The sequence below is a fragment of the Acinetobacter sp. T_3_1 genome (assembly GCF_025377055.1).
GTDB classification, from domain to species: Bacteria; Pseudomonadota; Gammaproteobacteria; order Pseudomonadales; family Moraxellaceae; genus Acinetobacter; species Acinetobacter kookii.
This window is the reverse complement of the sequence record NZ_JACHVD010000027.1, coordinates 1-17,815: the sequence shown is the minus strand read 5'-3', so window position 1 is coordinate 17,815 and position 17,815 is coordinate 1. Positions and strand designations below refer to the sequence as shown.

The 17,815-nt window shown below is 42.2% G+C and carries 19 protein-coding genes and 1 pseudogene; 9 read left to right on the top strand and 11 right to left on the bottom strand.

Annotated features, from left to right (window positions below):
- Positions 1 to 350 precede the first annotated feature (350 nt).
- From H4I94_RS15300 to H4I94_RS15290, 3 genes are read right to left on the bottom strand one after another with little or no spacing between them, the layout of a single operon-like run.
- Positions 351 to 1,424, bottom strand: coding sequence for a DUF6670 family protein (locus H4I94_RS15300; RefSeq protein ID WP_261183639.1), 1,074 nt, complete (start codon positions 1,422 to 1,424; stop codon positions 351 to 353).
- A gap of 39 nt (positions 1,425 to 1,463) precedes the next feature.
- A complete protein-coding gene (gene pssA, locus H4I94_RS15295) occupies positions 1,464 to 2,291 on the bottom strand; it encodes a CDP-diacylglycerol--serine O-phosphatidyltransferase (protein WP_261183638.1) in 828 nt (275 codons plus the stop codon).
- 46 nt (positions 2,292 to 2,337) lie between these two features.
- Positions 2,338 to 3,195 carry a 23S rRNA (adenine(2030)-N(6))-methyltransferase RlmJ gene (locus H4I94_RS15290; protein ID WP_180175092.1) on the bottom strand — a complete coding sequence of 286 codons (858 nt, stop codon included), beginning with the start codon at positions 3,193 to 3,195 and terminating at the stop codon, positions 2,338 to 2,340.
- 118 nt (positions 3,196 to 3,313) lie between these two features.
- Between H4I94_RS15290 and H4I94_RS15285 the strand changes: the two genes are divergently transcribed.
- Both H4I94_RS15285 and H4I94_RS15280 read left to right on the top strand, forming a co-directional pair.
- A complete protein-coding gene (locus H4I94_RS15285) occupies positions 3,314 to 3,916 on the top strand; it encodes a 2OG-Fe(II) oxygenase (protein ID WP_261183637.1) in 603 nt (200 codons plus the stop codon).
- 74 nt (positions 3,917 to 3,990) lie between these two features.
- Positions 3,991 to 4,518, top strand: a complete 528-nt coding sequence (locus H4I94_RS15280; RefSeq protein ID WP_180082179.1) for a hypothetical protein — start codon at positions 3,991 to 3,993, stop codon at positions 4,516 to 4,518.
- A gap of 108 nt (positions 4,519 to 4,626) precedes the next feature.
- Here H4I94_RS15280 and H4I94_RS15275 read toward each other — a convergent pair whose 3' ends face one another.
- From H4I94_RS15275 to H4I94_RS15255, 5 genes are all read right to left on the bottom strand, one after another.
- Positions 4,627 to 4,887: a DUF2789 family protein gene (locus tag H4I94_RS15275; protein ID WP_086195729.1), complete on the bottom strand. Its 261-nt coding sequence runs from the start codon at positions 4,885 to 4,887 to the stop codon at positions 4,627 to 4,629.
- Positions 4,888 to 4,992: 105 nt separating this feature from the next.
- On the bottom strand, positions 4,993 to 5,253 hold the full coding sequence (locus H4I94_RS15270; protein ID WP_092821114.1) for a DUF2789 family protein: 261 nt from the start codon (positions 5,251 to 5,253) through the stop codon (positions 4,993 to 4,995).
- Between the two features lie 168 nt (positions 5,254 to 5,421).
- Positions 5,422 to 6,408, bottom strand: a complete 987-nt coding sequence (locus H4I94_RS15265) for a malate dehydrogenase (protein ID WP_092821112.1) — start codon at positions 6,406 to 6,408, stop codon at positions 5,422 to 5,424.
- 172 nt (positions 6,409 to 6,580) lie between these two features.
- Positions 6,581 to 7,237: a ribonuclease T2 family protein gene (locus tag H4I94_RS15260; protein ID WP_261183641.1), complete on the bottom strand. Its 657-nt coding sequence runs from the start codon at positions 7,235 to 7,237 to the stop codon at positions 6,581 to 6,583.
- Positions 7,238 to 7,269: 32 nt separating this feature from the next.
- The gene (locus H4I94_RS15255; RefSeq protein WP_261183640.1) at positions 7,270 to 9,189 is read right to left on the bottom strand and encodes a lytic transglycosylase domain-containing protein; all 1,920 of its coding nucleotides are present in this window, start codon (positions 9,187 to 9,189) and stop codon (positions 7,270 to 7,272) included.
- A 395-nt stretch (positions 9,190 to 9,584) separates the two neighbouring features.
- Here H4I94_RS15255 and miaB point away from each other — a divergent pair, with 395 nt between their 5' ends.
- From miaB to H4I94_RS15235, 4 genes are all read left to right on the top strand, one after another.
- Positions 9,585 to 11,039: a tRNA (N6-isopentenyl adenosine(37)-C2)-methylthiotransferase MiaB gene (miaB, locus tag H4I94_RS15250; protein WP_092821108.1), complete on the top strand. Its 1,455-nt coding sequence runs from the start codon at positions 9,585 to 9,587 to the stop codon at positions 11,037 to 11,039.
- Between the two features lie 39 nt (positions 11,040 to 11,078).
- A complete protein-coding gene (locus H4I94_RS15245) occupies positions 11,079 to 12,155 on the top strand; it encodes a PhoH family protein (RefSeq protein ID WP_092821106.1) in 1,077 nt (358 codons plus the stop codon).
- A 19-nt stretch (positions 12,156 to 12,174) separates the two neighbouring features.
- Positions 12,175 to 12,657, top strand: a complete 483-nt coding sequence (gene ybeY / locus H4I94_RS15240) for an rRNA maturation RNase YbeY (RefSeq protein WP_131274904.1) — start codon at positions 12,175 to 12,177, stop codon at positions 12,655 to 12,657.
- 109 nt (positions 12,658 to 12,766) lie between these two features.
- A complete protein-coding gene (locus H4I94_RS15235; RefSeq protein ID WP_261183636.1) occupies positions 12,767 to 13,168 on the top strand; it encodes a hypothetical protein in 402 nt (133 codons plus the stop codon).
- A gap of 57 nt (positions 13,169 to 13,225) precedes the next feature.
- On the opposite strand, the gene H4I94_RS15230 is transcribed toward H4I94_RS15235, so the two are convergent.
- A complete protein-coding gene (locus H4I94_RS15230; protein WP_261183635.1) occupies positions 13,226 to 14,104 on the bottom strand; it encodes an energy transducer TonB in 879 nt (292 codons plus the stop codon).
- 239 nt (positions 14,105 to 14,343) lie between these two features.
- Here H4I94_RS15230 and H4I94_RS15225 point away from each other — a divergent pair, with 239 nt between their 5' ends.
- From H4I94_RS15225 to H4I94_RS15215, 3 genes are all read left to right on the top strand, one after another.
- A complete protein-coding gene (locus H4I94_RS15225) occupies positions 14,344 to 15,024 on the top strand; it encodes a hypothetical protein (RefSeq protein WP_261183633.1) in 681 nt (226 codons plus the stop codon).
- Positions 15,025 to 15,187: 163 nt separating this feature from the next.
- Positions 15,188 to 15,904 carry a DUF3108 domain-containing protein gene (locus H4I94_RS15220; RefSeq protein WP_092821096.1) on the top strand — a complete coding sequence of 239 codons (717 nt, stop codon included), beginning with the start codon at positions 15,188 to 15,190 and terminating at the stop codon, positions 15,902 to 15,904.
- A 91-nt stretch (positions 15,905 to 15,995) separates the two neighbouring features.
- Positions 15,996 to 16,571, top strand: coding sequence for a xanthine phosphoribosyltransferase (locus H4I94_RS15215; RefSeq protein WP_261183632.1), 576 nt, complete (start codon positions 15,996 to 15,998; stop codon positions 16,569 to 16,571).
- 202 nt (positions 16,572 to 16,773) lie between these two features.
- Here H4I94_RS15215 and H4I94_RS15210 read toward each other — a convergent pair whose 3' ends face one another.
- Together H4I94_RS15210 and H4I94_RS15205 are read right to left on the bottom strand one after the other, a co-directional pair.
- Entirely contained in the window at positions 16,774 to 17,163 is a 390-nt protein-coding gene (locus tag H4I94_RS15210) for a hypothetical protein (RefSeq protein WP_261183631.1), read from the bottom strand.
- A gap of 466 nt (positions 17,164 to 17,629) precedes the next feature.
- Positions 17,630 to 17,815 (bottom strand): annotated as a pseudogene (locus H4I94_RS15205) (HfaB protein); the annotation flags it as partial.

Below are 17,815 nucleotides of genomic sequence, written 5' to 3'. Positions count from 1 at the left end.
TCAATCAATGAAAATAATTTCGATCAATCAACCAGTAAAAATCCACACAAGTTGTTCTTCATAATCTCTTAATGATCTTCTTACTGGTTCGTCACCAGCAAGCTAGGTCGGCTATATTACACTAGATATTCTCAGTGTCAATCAGTAATTCAAATTATTTTAAACTTTCTTTCTAAAACCCAATCTTAACACTTCGTGCTAAGTTGCTGTTTTATCAGAAGTTTTAATCTTCATCACCGCCGATGGATGTGCATTCTACAGTATTTTAAGGGGCTTGCAACACCCTTTTTCAAATAATTCAGCAAAAACATCTCGACTGTTTATTTATTCTACAAAACAGGTGCTTTTTATTATTTTTTGCATGCAAAAGGGACAGGATTGGCTAACTCATCTCTCATTTTTTCTTGTTTATTTTTTTCTTGCCAGGTCAATGAACGGCAATCGATATATTCACAATAGCCACTTTCCCCTGTTTCTTCATGATGATTAATGCAGATTTGATATTTAAAACTGCCCACATAGCCTGCTGCCAGACCAAATTTAAAATCTCCACGGCTTTGTGCCTGTACGGAAATACAGGTGCCATCTTTGCCTTCATAACTCCACTCAAACTCACGCGGTAAATACATGCTTTGCCCGTTCGGAGTTTTTACTTTGGGATAAACCCGATGTACCTTAAAGCGAACATTGTGGTCAAACATTTGTGCCTTTCCGGTTTTTGCATCTCTTAAATAGAGCCGTGATTGCAAAATCCCATTTAAAGGATCGCGAATTTGCGCCAAAAGCAACTGACGCTGATTTTCCAGGTTAATGACTTGATAAGTGAAAAATGCCAAAGGCAAATAGGAAAAATTAATGCAGCGTGCATATTCAAAACTGCCCATCTGCTGAATTTCAAATTTTTGTTCCTTATACGTTACCTGCCCTTCACATTGACACAGTAAAGACCAGTGATCTGCAAGCCCCATACGCAACCGGGCAAAATAGGAAATAATATTGCTGGTGCGAATTGATAAATCAAAACTCAGCTCTTTATCTTTACGCTGTATTCGAAAATGCGGAAAACTACCCGTAACTGTTTCCCGGTCCGAGAACTGAAAGTGTCCTTTGGTAAAACGGCAGTCTTTACCCACCGAGTAAGAATTCAATTGCCCCACCATATGCGGACTAATGCTGGCAATCGTGGTTGCAGTATCTAAAGCTGTGGTGTGAATAGCGCTTTCATTACGCAGCATTGCTGCATTTGGCTGACCGATCAGACTGACAAAGTTAAGGTAATGCAAAGGTGCAGGTAGATTAGGAATCATCAATCCCTGATGAATGATTTTATAACGGCCTTTTTGCGCATGATAGGCTAAACCCGACTGAAGTGGAGCCTGATTGAGTTGTTTGGAGCGATCCAATAAATCTTGAAACAACTGCATATCTTGCTCCTTTTTATTTTCAGTCTAGTGTTCTCATTTTTATATGGCGGTATTTTTTCTCGCAAGGAAAGTGGTCACAAAACCAGACAGTGCATAAATAATGGAAATCACCAGAATCCCTACCGGGATATTATAAGTAATTGCGGAAAAGATGAATACCGCGATCGGCAACACGAAAAATGGGACGCGTTTGCGATCAAAGGTTTTAAATGAATAGTATTTAATATTGGAAATCATCAGCAAGCCCACAGCAATGATCGCGATCGCATTAAAGATCTGAATACCCAATTCGCGTACATCAAAAATTTGCGGAAAATCCTGGGCTACCCAAACCAGGGTAATAATGATCACCGCAGCTAACGGGCTGGCGACACCAATAAAATAGCGTTTATCCACCACACCAATTTGCACATTGAAGCGTGCCAGACGAAACGCTGCACAGGCGGTATACACAAAACAGGCCGCCAATCCAATGCGTCCTAAATCATGTAAACACCAGCTATACATTAAAATAGCCGGTGCCACGCCGAAAGCAAGCAAGTCCGACAAGGAGTCGAACTGCTCGCCAAACGGGCTTTGGGCACCAATCGCACGCGCTACCCGGCCATCCAGCCCATCAAATAGTGCGGCCAGAAAAATGGCATAAATGGCTTGAGTAAAATCCCCATTCATGCTGGCAATAATGGAGTAAAAGCCAGATAGCAAAGCTGCCGTTGTAATCAGATTCGGCCACAGATAGATGCCACGACGTTTCACCTTTTGTCCCTCTTGGGTATGCTCTTCTTCTTCCACTTCAAAGGTGATGCCATCAAAACCATGCTCATCACGTGTAGAAGATTCACTTTCAGGTTTGTTTATACTTGTCATTCTTTTGCCGATCCTAACTGTAACCGTATCTTTTGAAACGTATCTCTTATTCACCAACCAACCAGCGTACAGCGGCATGTCCACCATTTTCACTCATACGCAAATGCGGGAACAACCATTGTAAAGCTTCATCTGCATCTTCAGAAAACTTCCATGGTGGATTAATCACAAGTAAACCACAACCATTTAGGCCCACAGGCGTATCATCTGGCCAGACACAAACTTCACACACCAATTGACGGCGAATACCCGTTTTGATCATTTTCTTTTCAAAACGTTCAATCATGGCGCGATCTTTAATTGGATACCAGACAGCAAAGATACCCGTAGGCCATTTTTTATAGGCAGCAGCCAGTAATTCTACCAATTGTGGAAAATCTTTACGTTCCAATTCGTAAGGCGGATCAATCATGACCAGTCCACGTTTTTCTTTAGGCGGAATCACTCCAAGCAAGCCTTCATAAGCATCACGTTCATGCAGGCCAGCTCGGCGGTCACGAATATTAAAACGCAGCTGCTGGAAAACCTCAGGCTGCATTTCAAAAATGGTAGCTTTGTCTATTTCACGCATGCCTTCCAAAGCAAACCAGGGTGAGCCCGGATAAGCCCCTTTACCTGAAACTTCACGCATATCCTGAACAATTTTAAGATACTGCTTTACGCCTTCAGGTGCATTGCGGGTAATGGAATCGTCCAGCTTGATTAAACGGTGGATACCATTTAAAAACTCACCTGATTTCTGTGCTGCAGACGTCGATAAATCGTATTTACCTGCCCCACCATGCGTATCGATATAGCGATAAGGTTTATCTTTGGCATTTAAACGTGTTAAAAGTTGCAGCAATAACACATGCTTCATGACATCGGCAAAGTTGCCTGCATGGAAATGGTGACGGTAATTCATGTTTCTTTAATTCCTGATATCAACCGATATTTTAGCATGAAAAAATGTTTCGTTCCGCAGGATATCTTGCTCTAGAATACGCCAGCGTTTTTCTATCCTGTTTATTGAGTATATCTTTATGGATGCAATTCACTTCCCAAAGTCATGCCATGTTGATCAAATAATTGAAGATTTAGATCAGCAAGGCTTCAGTATTATTGATGATGTTTATCCTCAAGAATATATTCATGCCTTGGTTGAAGAATGCACTTCTCATCTGAATCAGTTTAGAGAAGCCGCCATTCAAAATGGGGTCATCAGCAAAATTCGTAGCGATCACATTTTATGGATTAATGATGATTTAGAAAAAGCTCAACAGCACGTTAAAACGCTAGAAAGCTTGGGTGAACAACTAAACCAAGCCTTTTTTCTTGGCATCCGTGAAGTAGAAGCCCATTTTGCCTGTTATAACGCCGGCGAGTTTTATGCCTTACACCGCGACAATCCACAACAAAAAAATGACCGCATGATTTCAGCAGTCTATTACCTGCATGAAGACTGGCAAGAGGATTGGGGCGGTGAATTGCGTTTGCAGGATAAGAATGATCAGTGGCACATTATCCCGCCAAAACCAAACCGGATTGCCCTATTCCAAAGTGATTTATTGCACGAAGTACTGAAAGCCAAACATCAACGCCTATCCATTACCGCATGGTTACGTAGCGGCAATTCCATTTGGTAATTCACAATGAAGGATGCTTTAAATCTGGAAAAACATCCTCATATAGCAATCATTGACAGATGAGGATGTAACCGATGCGGGAAAACACCAAACAGATTATTCAACGTATTGGCGAAACCGATCAGCTGTATTTACAAGGAAATACGCCAAAACTTGCCTTGGAACGTGCTGAGTTACGCATGCAACTGGTTACCTTCAGTATCGTACGTCAGGAACAGCTTCATTTTCTGCAAGAGGCCGTAGTTCTGCTTGAACAGAGCCGTATTGAATTTGAAGAAATGCCGTTAAGTTTATATATGAACTTATCCATGCATTTAGCCAAAGCCTATATGCTGTATTTCGAAATCACCAAGGAACAAAGATTTGCCTTGATTACCCAGCAAATCTTAAAACCGCTCATTCATGACCAGTATGGTGATATTTATTTCTTCCTAGCTTATGCTTCTGCAGCTAAAAGTGAAACTGCCTTAACGCGACATTGGCTCACCAAATACAGTAAAACTGCCGATTTTGACTTGATTCTGGTACAAGAGCATCCAGCCTTTCATCCCTTCCGTGAACACGACTGGTTTGTGCATTTAGTCAAAAGTAAAGTTCATTAATTGCAGATCAAACGATAAAAACGCCTTCAATAAGGCGTTTTTATCGTTTGATCTGCTTAAAAATTCCTTCTTTTCAGCAGGTTTTAAATTTTACCGGTTTACAAAAAATCAGGCTGGTTGCAGTTTGGTCGCATTCATATGTAATTGCTGGTTCAATTCATCAATCAACATGACCCATTCATCTGCGTCTTCCACCAAATAGCGAATTAAAAACTCACGCTGGGATTTATTCCAGAAGGGAGCATCATGCAAATTTTGATGTGCGGGTAATTGATGGGTACGAATAAAAAGCTCAATAGCCGCAGGACTAGACGCAAGTCCAAGTTGTTCAAATAACATTTTAAAGGATGGGTTATTATTCATGAGCATGGCACACTCCTTATCAACCAAACTGTCATTTATTATTCAATTAACTTATAAGATATTCATAAAAAAACCTAGTGATAAAACTAGGTTTGTTGTTTCAATTTGTGTTCAATGATGCGTTGACGTTGAAAGCCGGTCTTCGGTATGCAATTGCTCATTTAAGATATCCACCACCATGGCCCATTCATCATCTTTTTTCCAATGGCTGATCAGAAAATCATGCTGTGCCTGGGTCCAGAACGGAGCGTGATGCAAAGGTATATCCATCGTCAATTGATGGCTTTCTATAAACTTGTCTATCGCCTCTTGGCTCGAATCAAGTCCCAACTGCTCAAATAAAAGCTCCAATGTGGGTTGCTGGTCAAACATCTCATTCTCCTTAAATCTTTATTGTTCGCTTTTAAATTAGACGCAAGCCAAAAAAAATTCAGTTGTCACTGCATCACAGCATGTTATTTTTTGTTCAAAAACAAAATTTCAGGCATAAAAAAAGCACCCCGAAAGGAGTGCTTCTTCAATTTAATCTAAACGATTAAATTATTTAACCATGTCAGCAATTGCTGCACGTTCTTCTTCTAGCTCGTTAAGAGTGAAGTTGATACGCTCACGGCTGAATTCGTCGATTTCAAGACCTTGAACGATCTTGTATTCGCCATTTTCACAAGTTACAGGGAAACCGAACATTACGCCTTCAGGGATACCGTAAGAACCGTCAGAAGGAATACCCATAGTTACCCATTCGCCGTTTGTGCCAAGCGCCCAATCACGCATATGGTCAATTGCAGCGTTTGCAGCAGAAGCAGCAGAAGACAAACCACGCGCTTCGATGATCGCAGCACCACGTTTACCAACAGTTGGAAGGAATACGTCTTTGTTCCAAGCAGCATCGTTGATTTTGTCTTTTAAGCTTTCGCCGTTAACAGTTGCAAAACGGTAGTCAGCGTACATTGTTGGAGAGTGGTTACCCCAAACAGTCATAGTTTTGATGTCAGAAACTGCAACGCCAGCTTTTTGAGCAAGTTGAGTCAACGCACGGTTGTGGTCAAGACGTAACATTGCTGTGAAGTTTTTCGCAGGAAGATCTGGAGCAGATTTCATTGCGATGTAAGCGTTAGTGTTCGCAGGGTTACCTACAACAAGTACTTTAACGTCACGGCTAGCAACTTCGTTTAATGCTTGACCTTGACCGATGAAGATCTCACCGTTCACTTTAAGAAGGTCAGCACGTTCCATACCTGGACCACGTGGACGTGAACCAACTAGAAGAGCGTAGTCAGCATCTTTGAATGCAACTTTAGGATCATCAGTACCGATCATGCCAGCCAATAATGGGAAAGCACAGTCGTCAAGTTCCATCATTACGCCTTTAAGCGCAGCTTGAGCTTTCTCAAAAGGAACTTCTAATAATTGAAGAATAACTGGTTGGTCTTTACCCAACATCTCACCGCTAGCGATACGGAATAATAGGCTGTAACCAATTTGACCAGCAGCGCCAGTAACGGCAACGCGAACAGGTTGCTTCATGTAATTATCTCCAATTGAGAGGATCGTCATAATAATTAAATAGCTGTTCTATTTAATCTTAATAATCATAAACGGCAAAGATTGTACTCCAATACTTTGACAGATGCATTTAAAAGAGAATGGATTTCAACAAAAGTATGATAGGAAATATAAATAAAATATATAAAAAAGCTTAGTAAGAACCTTTTATAGTAAATATATTTGGACAAGTGTTCTCCACTTCTACTGAACAGCGCTTGTACTGTCCATTATTTTTGTAGCAAAGTTTCACTTCGGTCAGGATGGCATTTCCCTGGGAAGTGGCACAGCTAAATTTAATGGCATTGGCAGGCAAATTTGGATTCAAGCGCAAAAACTGCAGCCGGAGATTGGTCTGATGCATGGCTCGCGTTTCAGGACTGGTTAATTCCTTCGGTATTTTGAGACGCTCGGCATAATTAATCATGGTACGGAAATATTGACTTGAGTTCATCTGTACACAACCACCGATTCCCCGCCAGAGTTGCATGCGGGCATTTTCATCGGGCATGACACGTGCTACGACTTTTGCCTGCAAGGGAGATAAAGTCGCAGTAGAGGTAGTCTTACACTCGGTTTCTGAAGTTTCCGGATACAAACCGGAAATATTCAGCGAATAGCCTTCCAGACATTTTCGCTGTTTTGATTTCTGGGCATCAAACATGCATACCGCAGGGGTCATTTGTACCACCATGACATACCCTTGCAAAGGTGCAGCAAAAATTTGAGGTGCAAACAGCCCTAGTCCAGCACCGCTCACCCCGAACAGCGCCCATCTGAGTAAAACTGAAGTTTGCCCAAAAAATATCATCAACAAGTCAGACCTATCAATAAAATTAAAGTTTATGGATTATTTTTAAATGGAATGATATTCATCCGTTTTTCAAGTGATTGCGCTCCTTGTCCCAGCAATACTCCATAATGGGTGGCGTTGGTCATGACATGTTTTACATAATCACGTGTTTCGGTTAAAGGAATGGATTCGGTATATTGGTCAGCCGCAATCGGCTGAGTCTCCGGTTGCCAGCGACGCGCCCGGTTTGGACCTGCATTGTAGCCAGCCGTTGCCAGCACAGGACTATTGCTGAGCTGACTCTGGATCATCGACAAATAAAAAGTGCCATAACGTATATTGGTATTCATGTCGGTTAAAGCTGCCGGGTTATAGGTTTCACCCATTTGTCGGGCCACCAGTTTCGCCGTATCCGGCATAATTTGCATCAGACCGCCTGCACCGACATGTGAACGTGCCTGTGAAACAAAACGGCTTTCCTGACGCATCAAACCATACGCCCATGCAGGATCGATTCCGGCATTGCGGCTATGGCTGACCACATAACTTTGATGCGGCATGGCATAACGATAAGCATAGTTGTGCTTGGATTCAGTACGGTCAGCAGCGTAAATTGCCCGATCATACCAGCCGATATCCGTCGCACGTTTTGCAGCGGCCAGCAGCAGGCCATCATCATGTTTTAAATAGGCCTGACGCACCGCCCAGTTCCATTCACGATTCACGTAACTATCTGGTGCATTGACACGGCGTAAAGCAAAAGCACGGTTGAAATGAATATTTTGGCTTAAACGCTGCACATCACTATTGGAAGGTTGAACATTACTGGGAATACTATTGTAACTCTGTCCCAACCTATCCCTGGCCAGAAGATTATGGTAATCATCTCCCTGTGCCAATTTTTTGAAAATTTCTTGTGCTACACGTTTAGAGTTCGCATCGCCACGCTGCTCTGAAGCCCGTGCCAACCAGTACTGCCAGCGGTCTTCCTGTTTTTGGGTTACGCCCATCGCATCAATGGCCCGAATCAGGCTTTCCCAGCTACTGAAACGAATGGCTTGACGGGCATAAATTTCCGCTTCCTCGGCACTAAAGGGCAAACCGTAACTGGCATCCAGATAATTCAGCACTTCACGGTTAAAGTTGTTTTTCATGACTGTGGTGCCGCCGATATAGCCCACAGTACGATAGAGCGCTTTTTGTACTTGTAGCGGTGCCCCTTCTGCTGCATTTTTGACGGAAGCCATTGCGGTATTTAAATCACTATCCGCCAGACGTCCCAGGGCATAAATCAAATAAGCCTGATCGGCCGCAGAGGCTTTGGGCGCAGACCATAAATAATTTAAAGGATTGGCCTGAATTTGATTGAGCTGTGCAAGTGACAGGTTCACACCCAGACTTTGTGCCGTTGCCAAAGCCAGGCCCGACTGACCTGCGCGAAGCTGTCCCCACAAACGCTGCTGTCTGTCCTGTTCAGTCATCAGAGGGCTCGACAGCATCATGCGTCCCAAACCGGTACAGGATTCAGGTTGTGAGTTTGTGGCAAGCCAGACATCTTTATATTCAGCAAAAACCAGGGGATCGCCCGATTTGGCGCGAACCTGTGCAACCGCACAGCTTTCAGCCTGATCCGGATTGGTCACATACTGCAAAATGGGCTGTGCAGTCGCAAAATCTGCCTGCTTGACTTTTTCTTCGACATAATCGGCCGCCAGTTTTTCCGCCATGGCCGATTGCGGATAACGCTGCGCAAAATTGATAATCTGGCTGGCAGGCTGATTCGCCAGATTGCTATTCAATAACCAGTATTCCGGATAATAGCCCAGCACATCGTTTTGCATCGATGCCTGATATTGTTGTAATAAACCTAAATTTGCAGAATTGGCAGCACGCAAAGCATCATTAAACTGTTCATCAGCTGCATGGGAAATAGAAACGAAACCGGTTGATGCTAAAGCCAAAGCAAGCATTTTATAATAATTTTTATTGATTACCCGATGAAACATATACCCGCCTTCTGTCATTTAGTATTGCCTTGGTCGCACCTAATCATTTTTGAATAGTTTAATTATTATTAAACTACTCTACTGTTCTGTTATGTAACCTTATGATTAGACAATATTAATTTTCAATCATTTTTACTTCACAAATCAATATTCTTGGCGCTTTATTTATATCTATAAGTTTGGCTTCGATTCCTGCTAAAATATTCGCCTTTCTTGTATTCGAATTGCAATTTTTCAAGATGACCACTCGCCTCTTTTTTCCATCAATACAATTAGGTATTGAAATAAAAGGAAATATGGCTCGTTTAGGCGGTCAGCGTTGAATTGCGGTTTCACCGATTTATCCTTTAGGAGCCTACATGACGGTTCAAACCTTCATTCCAAATAGTGCCCAAGCTGCTTCAGAAAACACTGTTACCCAGCCACAGCACACCCCAGCCGACGGTTCAGTGAAAAAACTGTATATCGAAACGCAAGGGTGTCAGATGAATGAGTATGACAGTCATCGTATGGCAGACCTGCTGGGCGACTCACACGGTTATGTACTTACAACTGACCCAAATGATGCCGATATTCTACTGATGAATACCTGCTCCATTCGTGAAAAAGCCCAGGAAAAAGTGTTTTCCGAACTGGGTCGCTGGCGCAAGCTGAAAGAAAAAAATCCTGATCTGGTGATTGGAGTGGGTGGTTGTGTGGCCTCTCAGGAAGGCGACAACATTCAAAAGCGTGCGCCTTATGTCGATATGGTCTTTGGTCCGCAAACCTTGCACCGTTTGCCGCAAATGCTCGATCAACATAACGATCAAATCGAAAAGCCCAAGAAAGAAAAAATCAAGCTGGTGGATATTTCTTTCCCGGACATCGAAAAATTCGACTTCTTGCCTGAACCGCGCGTTGAAGGTTACAAAGCCTTTGTTTCGATTATGGAAGGCTGTTCAAAATACTGTTCTTTCTGCGTAGTCCCTTATACCCGCGGTGAAGAAGTATCGCGTCCTTTAGATGACGTGCTGGCGGAAATTGCCGGTCTGGCGGAAAAAGGCGTACGTGAAATCAGCCTATTAGGACAGAACGTGAATGGTTACCGCGGTGAAACCTTTGAAGGCAATATCTGTACTTTTGCAGATTTACTTCGTCTGGTTGCTGAAATCCCGGGGATTGGCCGTTTACGTTATACCACTTCACATCCGCTTGAATTCAATGATGACCTGATTCAGTGCTACCGTGACTTGCCACAAATGGTTTCGCACCTGCACCTGCCGGTACAAAGCGGTTCCAACGATGTACTGAAAGCGATGAAGCGTAACCACACCATCGATGTGTATATCGAAAAAATTAAAAAGTTACGTACCGTCCGTCCGGATATGCATTTATCTTCTGACTTTATTATTGGCTTCCCGGGTGAAACCGATGAGAACTTTGAAGAAACCTATCAATTCATCCAGGATTTGGATTTTGACCATTCTTACAGCTTCATTTATTCAAAACGTCCGGGGACACCAGCGTCAGAACTTGAAGACAACACCCCTGAAGATGTCAAAAAAGAACGTCTGGCCAAAGTTCAGCAATGGATTAAACGTTCAAGCATTGATAAAACCGATGCAATGCTGGGTACCATCCAGCGTGTTCTGATTGAAAAGGTTTCTGACAAAGATCCGAACCTGTTGATTGGTACGGCGGACAATACCCGTCTGGTTTCTTTTATTGGTGATGCTGCATGGGTTGGGCGTTTTGCAGAGATCGAGATTACCGAAATTAAAACTTTAAATTTTGTTTACGGTGAACTCTTGAATCTTGAGCCTGACGTGGCGTAATGTAAGGTGATCAGCCAGACCATTTTATAAGGAATTCTCTTGACTGCAGCGATCCGACGTACAGTAACTTTTCCTGGTATTTCAATGGAGCGTTTAAAAGGCATGCTGGGTGCTTACAACGGTCATTTGAAACAAATCGAACAACGTTTAGACGTCAAAATTTCCCATCGAGGTGATGCTTTTTACATCGATGGTGAAATTGATGCAGTAGAGAGAGCCGAAAGCCTCTTGATGCGTCTACATGAAGAAACTGAAGTTAGCCAGCAGGTCAGTGCGGACACCTTGCATCTGATCATTCAGGGCAGTCAGACCGACCGTGAATTGCAGGAAGACTTTTCCGACAATGAACATACCGGCCTAGATGCCGTCTGGTTGCAAACCCGCAAAGGCCGTATCAATCCGCGCGGTGCCAATCAAAAGCGTTATGTACAGCGTATTTTGCAAAGCGACATTTCTTTTGGTATTGGTCCTGCAGGTACAGGTAAAACCTATCTTGCCGTGGCCGCTGCGGTAGATATGCTGGAACGCAACGAAATCCAGCGTATCCTGCTGGTTCGTCCTGCGGTGGAAGCCGGTGAAAAACTCGGTTTCTTACCAGGGGATTTAAGCCAGAAAATCGATCCTTATTTGCGCCCGCTTTACGATGCCCTATATGAAATGCTGGGTTTTGAAAAAGTCGCCAAACTGATTGAACGCCAGATTATTGAGGTTGCCCCGCTCGCCTATATGCGTGGCCGTACTCTCAACCATTCTTTCGTCATTTTAGATGAAGCGCAAAACACAACGCCAGAACAGATGAAAATGTTCCTGACCCGTTTGGGCTTTGGTTCACGTGCGGTCATTACTGGCGACATCACGCAGGTCGACTTGCCACGCGGTCAACAGTCGGGGCTTTCACATGCCTTACGTGTGATTGAAAAAATTCCTGAAATCCACATTACTCGCTTCCACTCTCGCGATGTGGTGCGTCATCAATTGGTTCAAAAAATTGTTGAAGCCTACGAAGGTTGGGACTCTGAACAACACCGTCTTAGTGCTGAAGCACGGGCAGAACGTAAAGCGCGTCAGGAGGCATTGATTGCTGAAAATGATGCCGCTGCCGATGCTCAGGACTAAGATATTTTAAGGATTCATTTTGAAACTTAACCTATCCCTGCAACAAGATTTTCAGTCACCTGAACTGGTACTGAAACGCGCTTATATTAAAAAAGTTATTGAAACTACACTACGTTTTATCGATGTCGATCAAGACTGTGAAATCGGGATTGCCTGTGTAGACAATGACGAAAGCCATAAGCTGAATCTGGAGTATCGTCAAAAAGACAAACCGACCAATGTGTTGTCTTTTCCGAGCGATGTGCCAGAAGAAGTGTTGGCAATGCTGGATGCACTACCGATCGGTGACCTGGTGATTTGTATTCCTGTCGTTCTACAGGAAGCCATTGACCAGAATAAAACACCGATTGAACATTTTACGCATATGCTGGTGCACGGTACCTTACACCTGATGGGCTATGACCATGAAACCTCGGATGAAGATGCGGAAGAAATGGAAGCATTGGAAATTGAGATTCTGGCGAAGTTAGGATTTGAGAATCCCTATACTGAACAACAGTAGTTCTAGCAACATTCTAATTTTTAAACCCGATTAATTTCGATTAATCGGGTTTTATTTATGTCAAATAAGCATAAAATCTTAACATACTCCCCAATAAATGGAGGAAGAAATGATAAACAGACTCCCTTCCTGGCTGTTCCTGATTTCAGCGTTATTTCCTGCATGCCAGCTATATGCCAATATGGAATCTTTATGTAAGGAAGCAAGATTCCAGCCGGCAGATAATGCCTGGGTAGGCCATTATTATCTGGAAGGCGTAATGGAAGTCGGCTCTGAGCTGTTACTGGAACCGGACGGCAAGTTTAAATGGTATCTGACAGTCGGTGCCTTAGACCAATATGCAGAAGGAATATGGTGGAAAAATGGGACATGTATTGGTTTGAAAGCCGCACCCCAATACCGCCAATATTTACAAATCTTCCCGACTCGCCTGGAACTTTCAGAAAAGGATTTAAACGTGACATGGGCGGACGGGGATCAAAAGGGACACTATGTATTAGCATCTCACTGAAACTACAATTAAAAACTGAAAGTTAATGATCTTGGTAAAGCAGATCACCCCACTCCATCAATGCACCTCAAACTCAGCTTCAGCCGGGTCAAACCGCCAGGTACGCACAATGCGAAGCTCTGAAATATCTTTCATCCCTCTATCAAAACCACCAAATGGAGCAGCTTTACGTACTGAAGTTTTGGCCGCTTCATCCAGTAAACTATGACCTGAACTTTCAATCAGGCGAATGGCACGAATTCCGCCACTTTTATTCAAGATCACCATTAACCGGACCTCCCCTGCAAGGCGCTGCACCTTGGCTGCATCGGGATAATAGCGGTTACCGTAAAATTCTACTTTCTCACGGAATTTCTCCAGATAAGCCGCTGAAATATCCTGCTTGGCCTGTATCCCATCCACCGTTTTAATTTTTTGCTGACGGCTAAAATTTTGCTGACGTTGCAAATATTGTGCTTCCAGACTTGCCACCATCGCGGCCTTGGCTTGGAATTGGCTATTCAACTCCTGCATGGCTTTTTTACGCTGGTTCTGTTCTGCTTCTTTCTTCCAGCTTAAGGTGGTCATCAGCACTTTTTCTTCAAAGCTGAGTTCACGTTTCTGTTGTAAACGCTCCAAAGTTTCCTGTTGCTGTTCACCAGTCGTCTGCTCAGTCATCGCTGCCGGCATATCACTCGACATACGGTGTGCTTCACGGAAGGTTCCAGAACCTTGCTGATCTGCCTGTGCCAGAAAATCCGCATGTTCCACCTTGTCCTGACTTGGACGTAAGGTAACAGCGATCTCTTTGACCGCTGCATTACTTTCTTCCGGCATAGCAAATTGCACAGTCAAAATAATCAAATGCAAAATAGCAGCCAAAATCACTGCACTTGTGAAAATTGGATCTTTCCACCATGCATGCATTAAAGGTGCGAAACTGATTTTCTTAAGCATCACATTAAACCGACAAAATGTCTGGTCCCCAAACTGCATAAAAGCAGTATAAAATAAACACAGCGTCTAGTTTTGAATGAAGAAACGAGAACTCAGTCAATAAGCACGCTGTAGACAATTAAAATCATGAAAATGGTGCAATTAATTTTGTTAAACTGCAAGGTGGAATATCTGTATTTTTAATACTTTCGACAAAATCTATCGAAGTTTAAGAAGATTAACTCGCTGGGATGCCTTATATGCAAACGCTACTATCCAATATCTCTAAACGTATACGCCAGGTGTATCAAAAGGCTGAAGGGTTTATTGAAGATGAGCGTGAATTTCCTCTTTCTCAAGTTTTTTTAAATGCAACTTTTCAGCGTTTTGTGACTGACAATGTTGCCATGCTGAAAGATCTGCATGCTGACTTGCATGAAGACTGGCTGCGCTTATATGCAACGCTTGATGTGAAAGGTTTATACATTACTCTTTCAGTCGATTTGAAACTGGTACAGATGGAACTGAATAAAGATACCCAGCTAATTGTGTTTGAACAGATTAGCGACACCCAGGTAATTGAAGCCAAATTCAAAAATATCTTCCAAAAACTTGCAGTAAAATTTGCTTTATTTTTCTATCAAAAAGTACTCAATCAAGACCCTTTGGGCATGATCCTTGAAAAGTTGAATGTCATTAAAGTGAAAGATGACTTATTGCATCTGGATTTAAACCGATGGTTAGGTAAAAAGCGCTCTATCATTGATACCTTAGCAAAAGTGCATGTCAATCATGCGGTTTTGCGTGAAGCTGAGCTGGTGGTCATAGGCAATGTCAACCTGACTGCATTATTTAGAAAAATGTCTGAAGAGCCGGTGGATGTTTGGGCGATTGATGCAGAACAAGCGGACAGCAAAGTCAGTCCGATCAAGCAGAAATAAGGTGAATTGTTTTTATGGATTAAAATCTGGGTTTTAACTAAAAAAACTACATTAAAGATACAGATTGCATAAGGTTTCGAATTTTATCTCTATATTCAGAAGGCATAATACTATCTACGCAGAAGTTTACATTTCATTAAGACTGCATAGGAACACTTTACTTATGGCTCACAATGTATTGAAAACAGTTGCATTCGCATCTGGTCTAACAACTACCCTGTTGTTGGCTGGAGTTTCAACCCAAACATTTGCCATGAGTCCATTCCAAGCAAGTTATCAATTTAACTATAATGGCAAAAATATGGGCTCGGCAACACGCACTTTAAGCAAGTCGGGAAATAACTGGACCTATGTCTTTGCTGCAAAAGCCGGTGCCATGGCGTCTGCGACTGAAACCAGTCATTTTAGCTTAAATGATAAAGGCGATATTCTTTCCAACAGTTTTAGTCGCCACAGTAAAATTTTGGTCCATAACAGTACCATGAGTATTAATTTCAACTCGAATGCCCAAACCATTCATACCAAAAAAGATAAAAAGGCCTATTCTTTTGACTGGAAGGCAGGTGTTCTAGATGAGCTGAATGCCGAGTTGCAATTACGTGAAGATTTAAAATCTTCAGGTTTAAAATCGAATTATTTAATTGCCGACGCCAAAGAAGTGGAATCGCGCCACTTTATTAAACAGGGCAATGAAACAGTAAAAACCGCTTATGGTACTTTTGACACCATTAAAGTGGTGCTCAAACATAAAAAGCCAAATCGCGATACCATTTTCTGGTTAGCACCTCAACTGGACTATACCCCGGTGAAAGTGACTCATCAAGATGGAAAAGCATCCTATGGTTTACTGTTAACAGGTTATAAAGGCCCAACGAGTTAATCGATTTGATCAATTTCGCTTGCATTTTTCGAGAGCCTTTTTAAAATACGCATTTGCTTGAAAAAGCATCTGCCCTTAGAGGAATTCTCCCGTGCACGCATTAGAACAGAAAATCTTAAGTGAAGGTATCGTTCTATCTGATCAAGTTCTGAAAGTTGATGCTTTCTTAAATCATCAAATTGACCCTGTATTGATGCAACAGATTGGTAAAGAATTTGCTGCCCGTTTTAAAGATGCAGGGATCACGAAGATTATTACCATTGAAGCTTCTGGTATTGCTCCAGCAGTAATGGCCGGTTTAGAACTTGGTGTGCCTGTGATCTTTGCACGTAAATATCAATCTTTAACTTTAAAAGATGATTTATACCGTTCTAAAGTGTTCTCTTTCACTAAACAAACTGAAAGCACAATTGCCATTTCAAACAAGCATATCAGTTCAAGCGATAAAGCTTTAGTGATTGATGACTTTCTGGCAAATGGTCAGGCAGCTTTAGGTCTTGCCGATTTAATTCATCAGGCAAAAGCGGAAGTTGTGGGTATTGGTATTGTGATTGAGAAATCTTTCCAGCCGGGTCGCCAATTGTTACTTGATAAAGGTTACCGCGTTGAATCTTTGGCACGGGTTAAATCTTTAGAGAATGGCACTGTTGAATTTGTCCGTGATTAAGATTTCAACTGAATTTAAAAAGAGCGCTCAGGCGCTCTTTTTTTGTAAGTGTTTTTTTATAGCGATCTAATTTTCAGACCAAATATTATCTTACTGTAGGTTGACTCTATTATAGAGCANTCAATAAACATTTTTTGTACTAAAATAAAAAAGTCTAACTATCCGCAAATAGTTAGACCCTGGATCATATTGAACGGTGGATTTACTTTACGGTCACAGTAATGCTACCAGTGTTCACAGCACCAATAGCTGAAGTTTTGATGCCATCAATATGATTCTCGAATCCTCTTGTATTTACAGATGCATCAATAGCTGCTGAATTAAAGGCTAAATTCGCTGCAGTATAATTACTTAGAGTTTCAGAGAACTGGTCATAAGTGTCAGTATTCAATGATGTACTGATAGAACTTTCAAACTCCGATGAACGCTCAGAATTCCATTGTTCCAAAGAACCCTCTGCATTTTTTTCAGCATCAAAAGTTTTCTCTAATGTACCCGTATTCACAGCACTCAGATTGCCTTGTTGTAAGTTAATGCTACCGGTGTTTACCGCACCAATTGCTGAAGTTTCTACTGCGATTTTGTCTCCCACATTATTCAGTGANAACCCTCTGCATTTTTTTCAGCATCAAAAGTTTTCTCTAATGTACCCGTATTCACAGCACTCAGATTGCCTTGTTGTAAGTTAATGCTACCGGTGTTTACCGCACCAATTGCTGAAGTTTCTACTGCGATTTTGTCTCCCACATTATTCAGTGAATTATACGCCCCGTGTACGTTGACTGTTGCATCAACAGTAGCGGTATTAATGGCAAGGTTAAGCGCAGTACCATTTTTAGCATGTTGAGATACAGTGGCCAAAGTAGCGTCTAAACCTGTATTTACAGTGACGTGGTTGCCTTGCGGATTTGCCATGGCTGCACCAGATACGAAGGCAACAGATAAGGCGATTGTTTTGATAGTCTTATTCATGGTTATTTTCCTTTTTTCTAATTTTGAAGTACTTCTCGCTAAGCACTTCTTTTTATAATGGGAGCGAGCCCATTTTCATATTTCTTTTAATCACGCTGCGTGCTTGACCAGTAGTTTTCGACCACTTCCGGATTAACATCCCACAGCATCTGAGTCTTTTCATTGTCTTTTTCTTCATTCATTTTTTTTAAAGAAGATGAAGGCTTTTTCATACTGATATATTTAATCAAGTCCTGCTTATTCGTTTCAGGCTCCCCTTCAGGATTTTCAAT

Coding starts and splice junctions, on each gene's coding strand:
- H4I94_RS15300 (WP_261183639.1), bottom strand. CDS start 1,424: ATGCAGTTGTTTCAAGATTTATTGGATCGCTCCAAACAACTCAATCAG.
- pssA (WP_261183638.1), bottom strand. CDS start 2,291: ATGACAAGTATAAACAAACCTGAAAGTGAATCTTCTACACGTGATGAG.
- H4I94_RS15290 (WP_180175092.1), bottom strand. CDS start 3,195: ATGAATTACCGTCACCATTTCCATGCAGGCAACTTTGCCGATGTCATG.
- H4I94_RS15285 (WP_261183637.1), top strand. CDS start 3,314: ATGGATGCAATTCACTTCCCAAAGTCATGCCATGTTGATCAAATAATT.
- H4I94_RS15280 (WP_180082179.1), top strand. CDS start 3,991: ATGCGGGAAAACACCAAACAGATTATTCAACGTATTGGCGAAACCGAT.
- H4I94_RS15275 (WP_086195729.1), bottom strand. CDS start 4,887: ATGCTCATGAATAATAACCCATCCTTTAAAATGTTATTTGAACAACTT.
- H4I94_RS15270 (WP_092821114.1), bottom strand. CDS start 5,253: ATGTTTGACCAGCAACCCACATTGGAGCTTTTATTTGAGCAGTTGGGA.
- H4I94_RS15265 (WP_092821112.1), bottom strand. CDS start 6,408: ATGAAGCAACCTGTTCGCGTTGCCGTTACTGGCGCTGCTGGTCAAATT.
- H4I94_RS15260 (WP_261183641.1), bottom strand. CDS start 7,237: ATGATATTTTTTGGGCAAACTTCAGTTTTACTCAGATGGGCGCTGTTC.
- H4I94_RS15255 (WP_261183640.1), bottom strand. CDS start 9,189: ATGCTTGCTTTGGCTTTAGCATCAACCGGTTTCGTTTCTATTTCCCAT.
- miaB (WP_092821108.1), top strand. CDS start 9,585: ATGACGGTTCAAACCTTCATTCCAAATAGTGCCCAAGCTGCTTCAGAA.
- H4I94_RS15235 (WP_261183636.1), top strand. CDS start 12,767: ATGATAAACAGACTCCCTTCCTGGCTGTTCCTGATTTCAGCGTTATTT.
- H4I94_RS15230 (WP_261183635.1), bottom strand. CDS start 14,104: ATGCTTAAGAAAATCAGTTTCGCACCTTTAATGCATGCATGGTGGAAA.
- H4I94_RS15225 (WP_261183633.1), top strand. CDS start 14,344: ATGCAAACGCTACTATCCAATATCTCTAAACGTATACGCCAGGTGTAT.
- H4I94_RS15220 (WP_092821096.1), top strand. CDS start 15,188: ATGGCTCACAATGTATTGAAAACAGTTGCATTCGCATCTGGTCTAACA.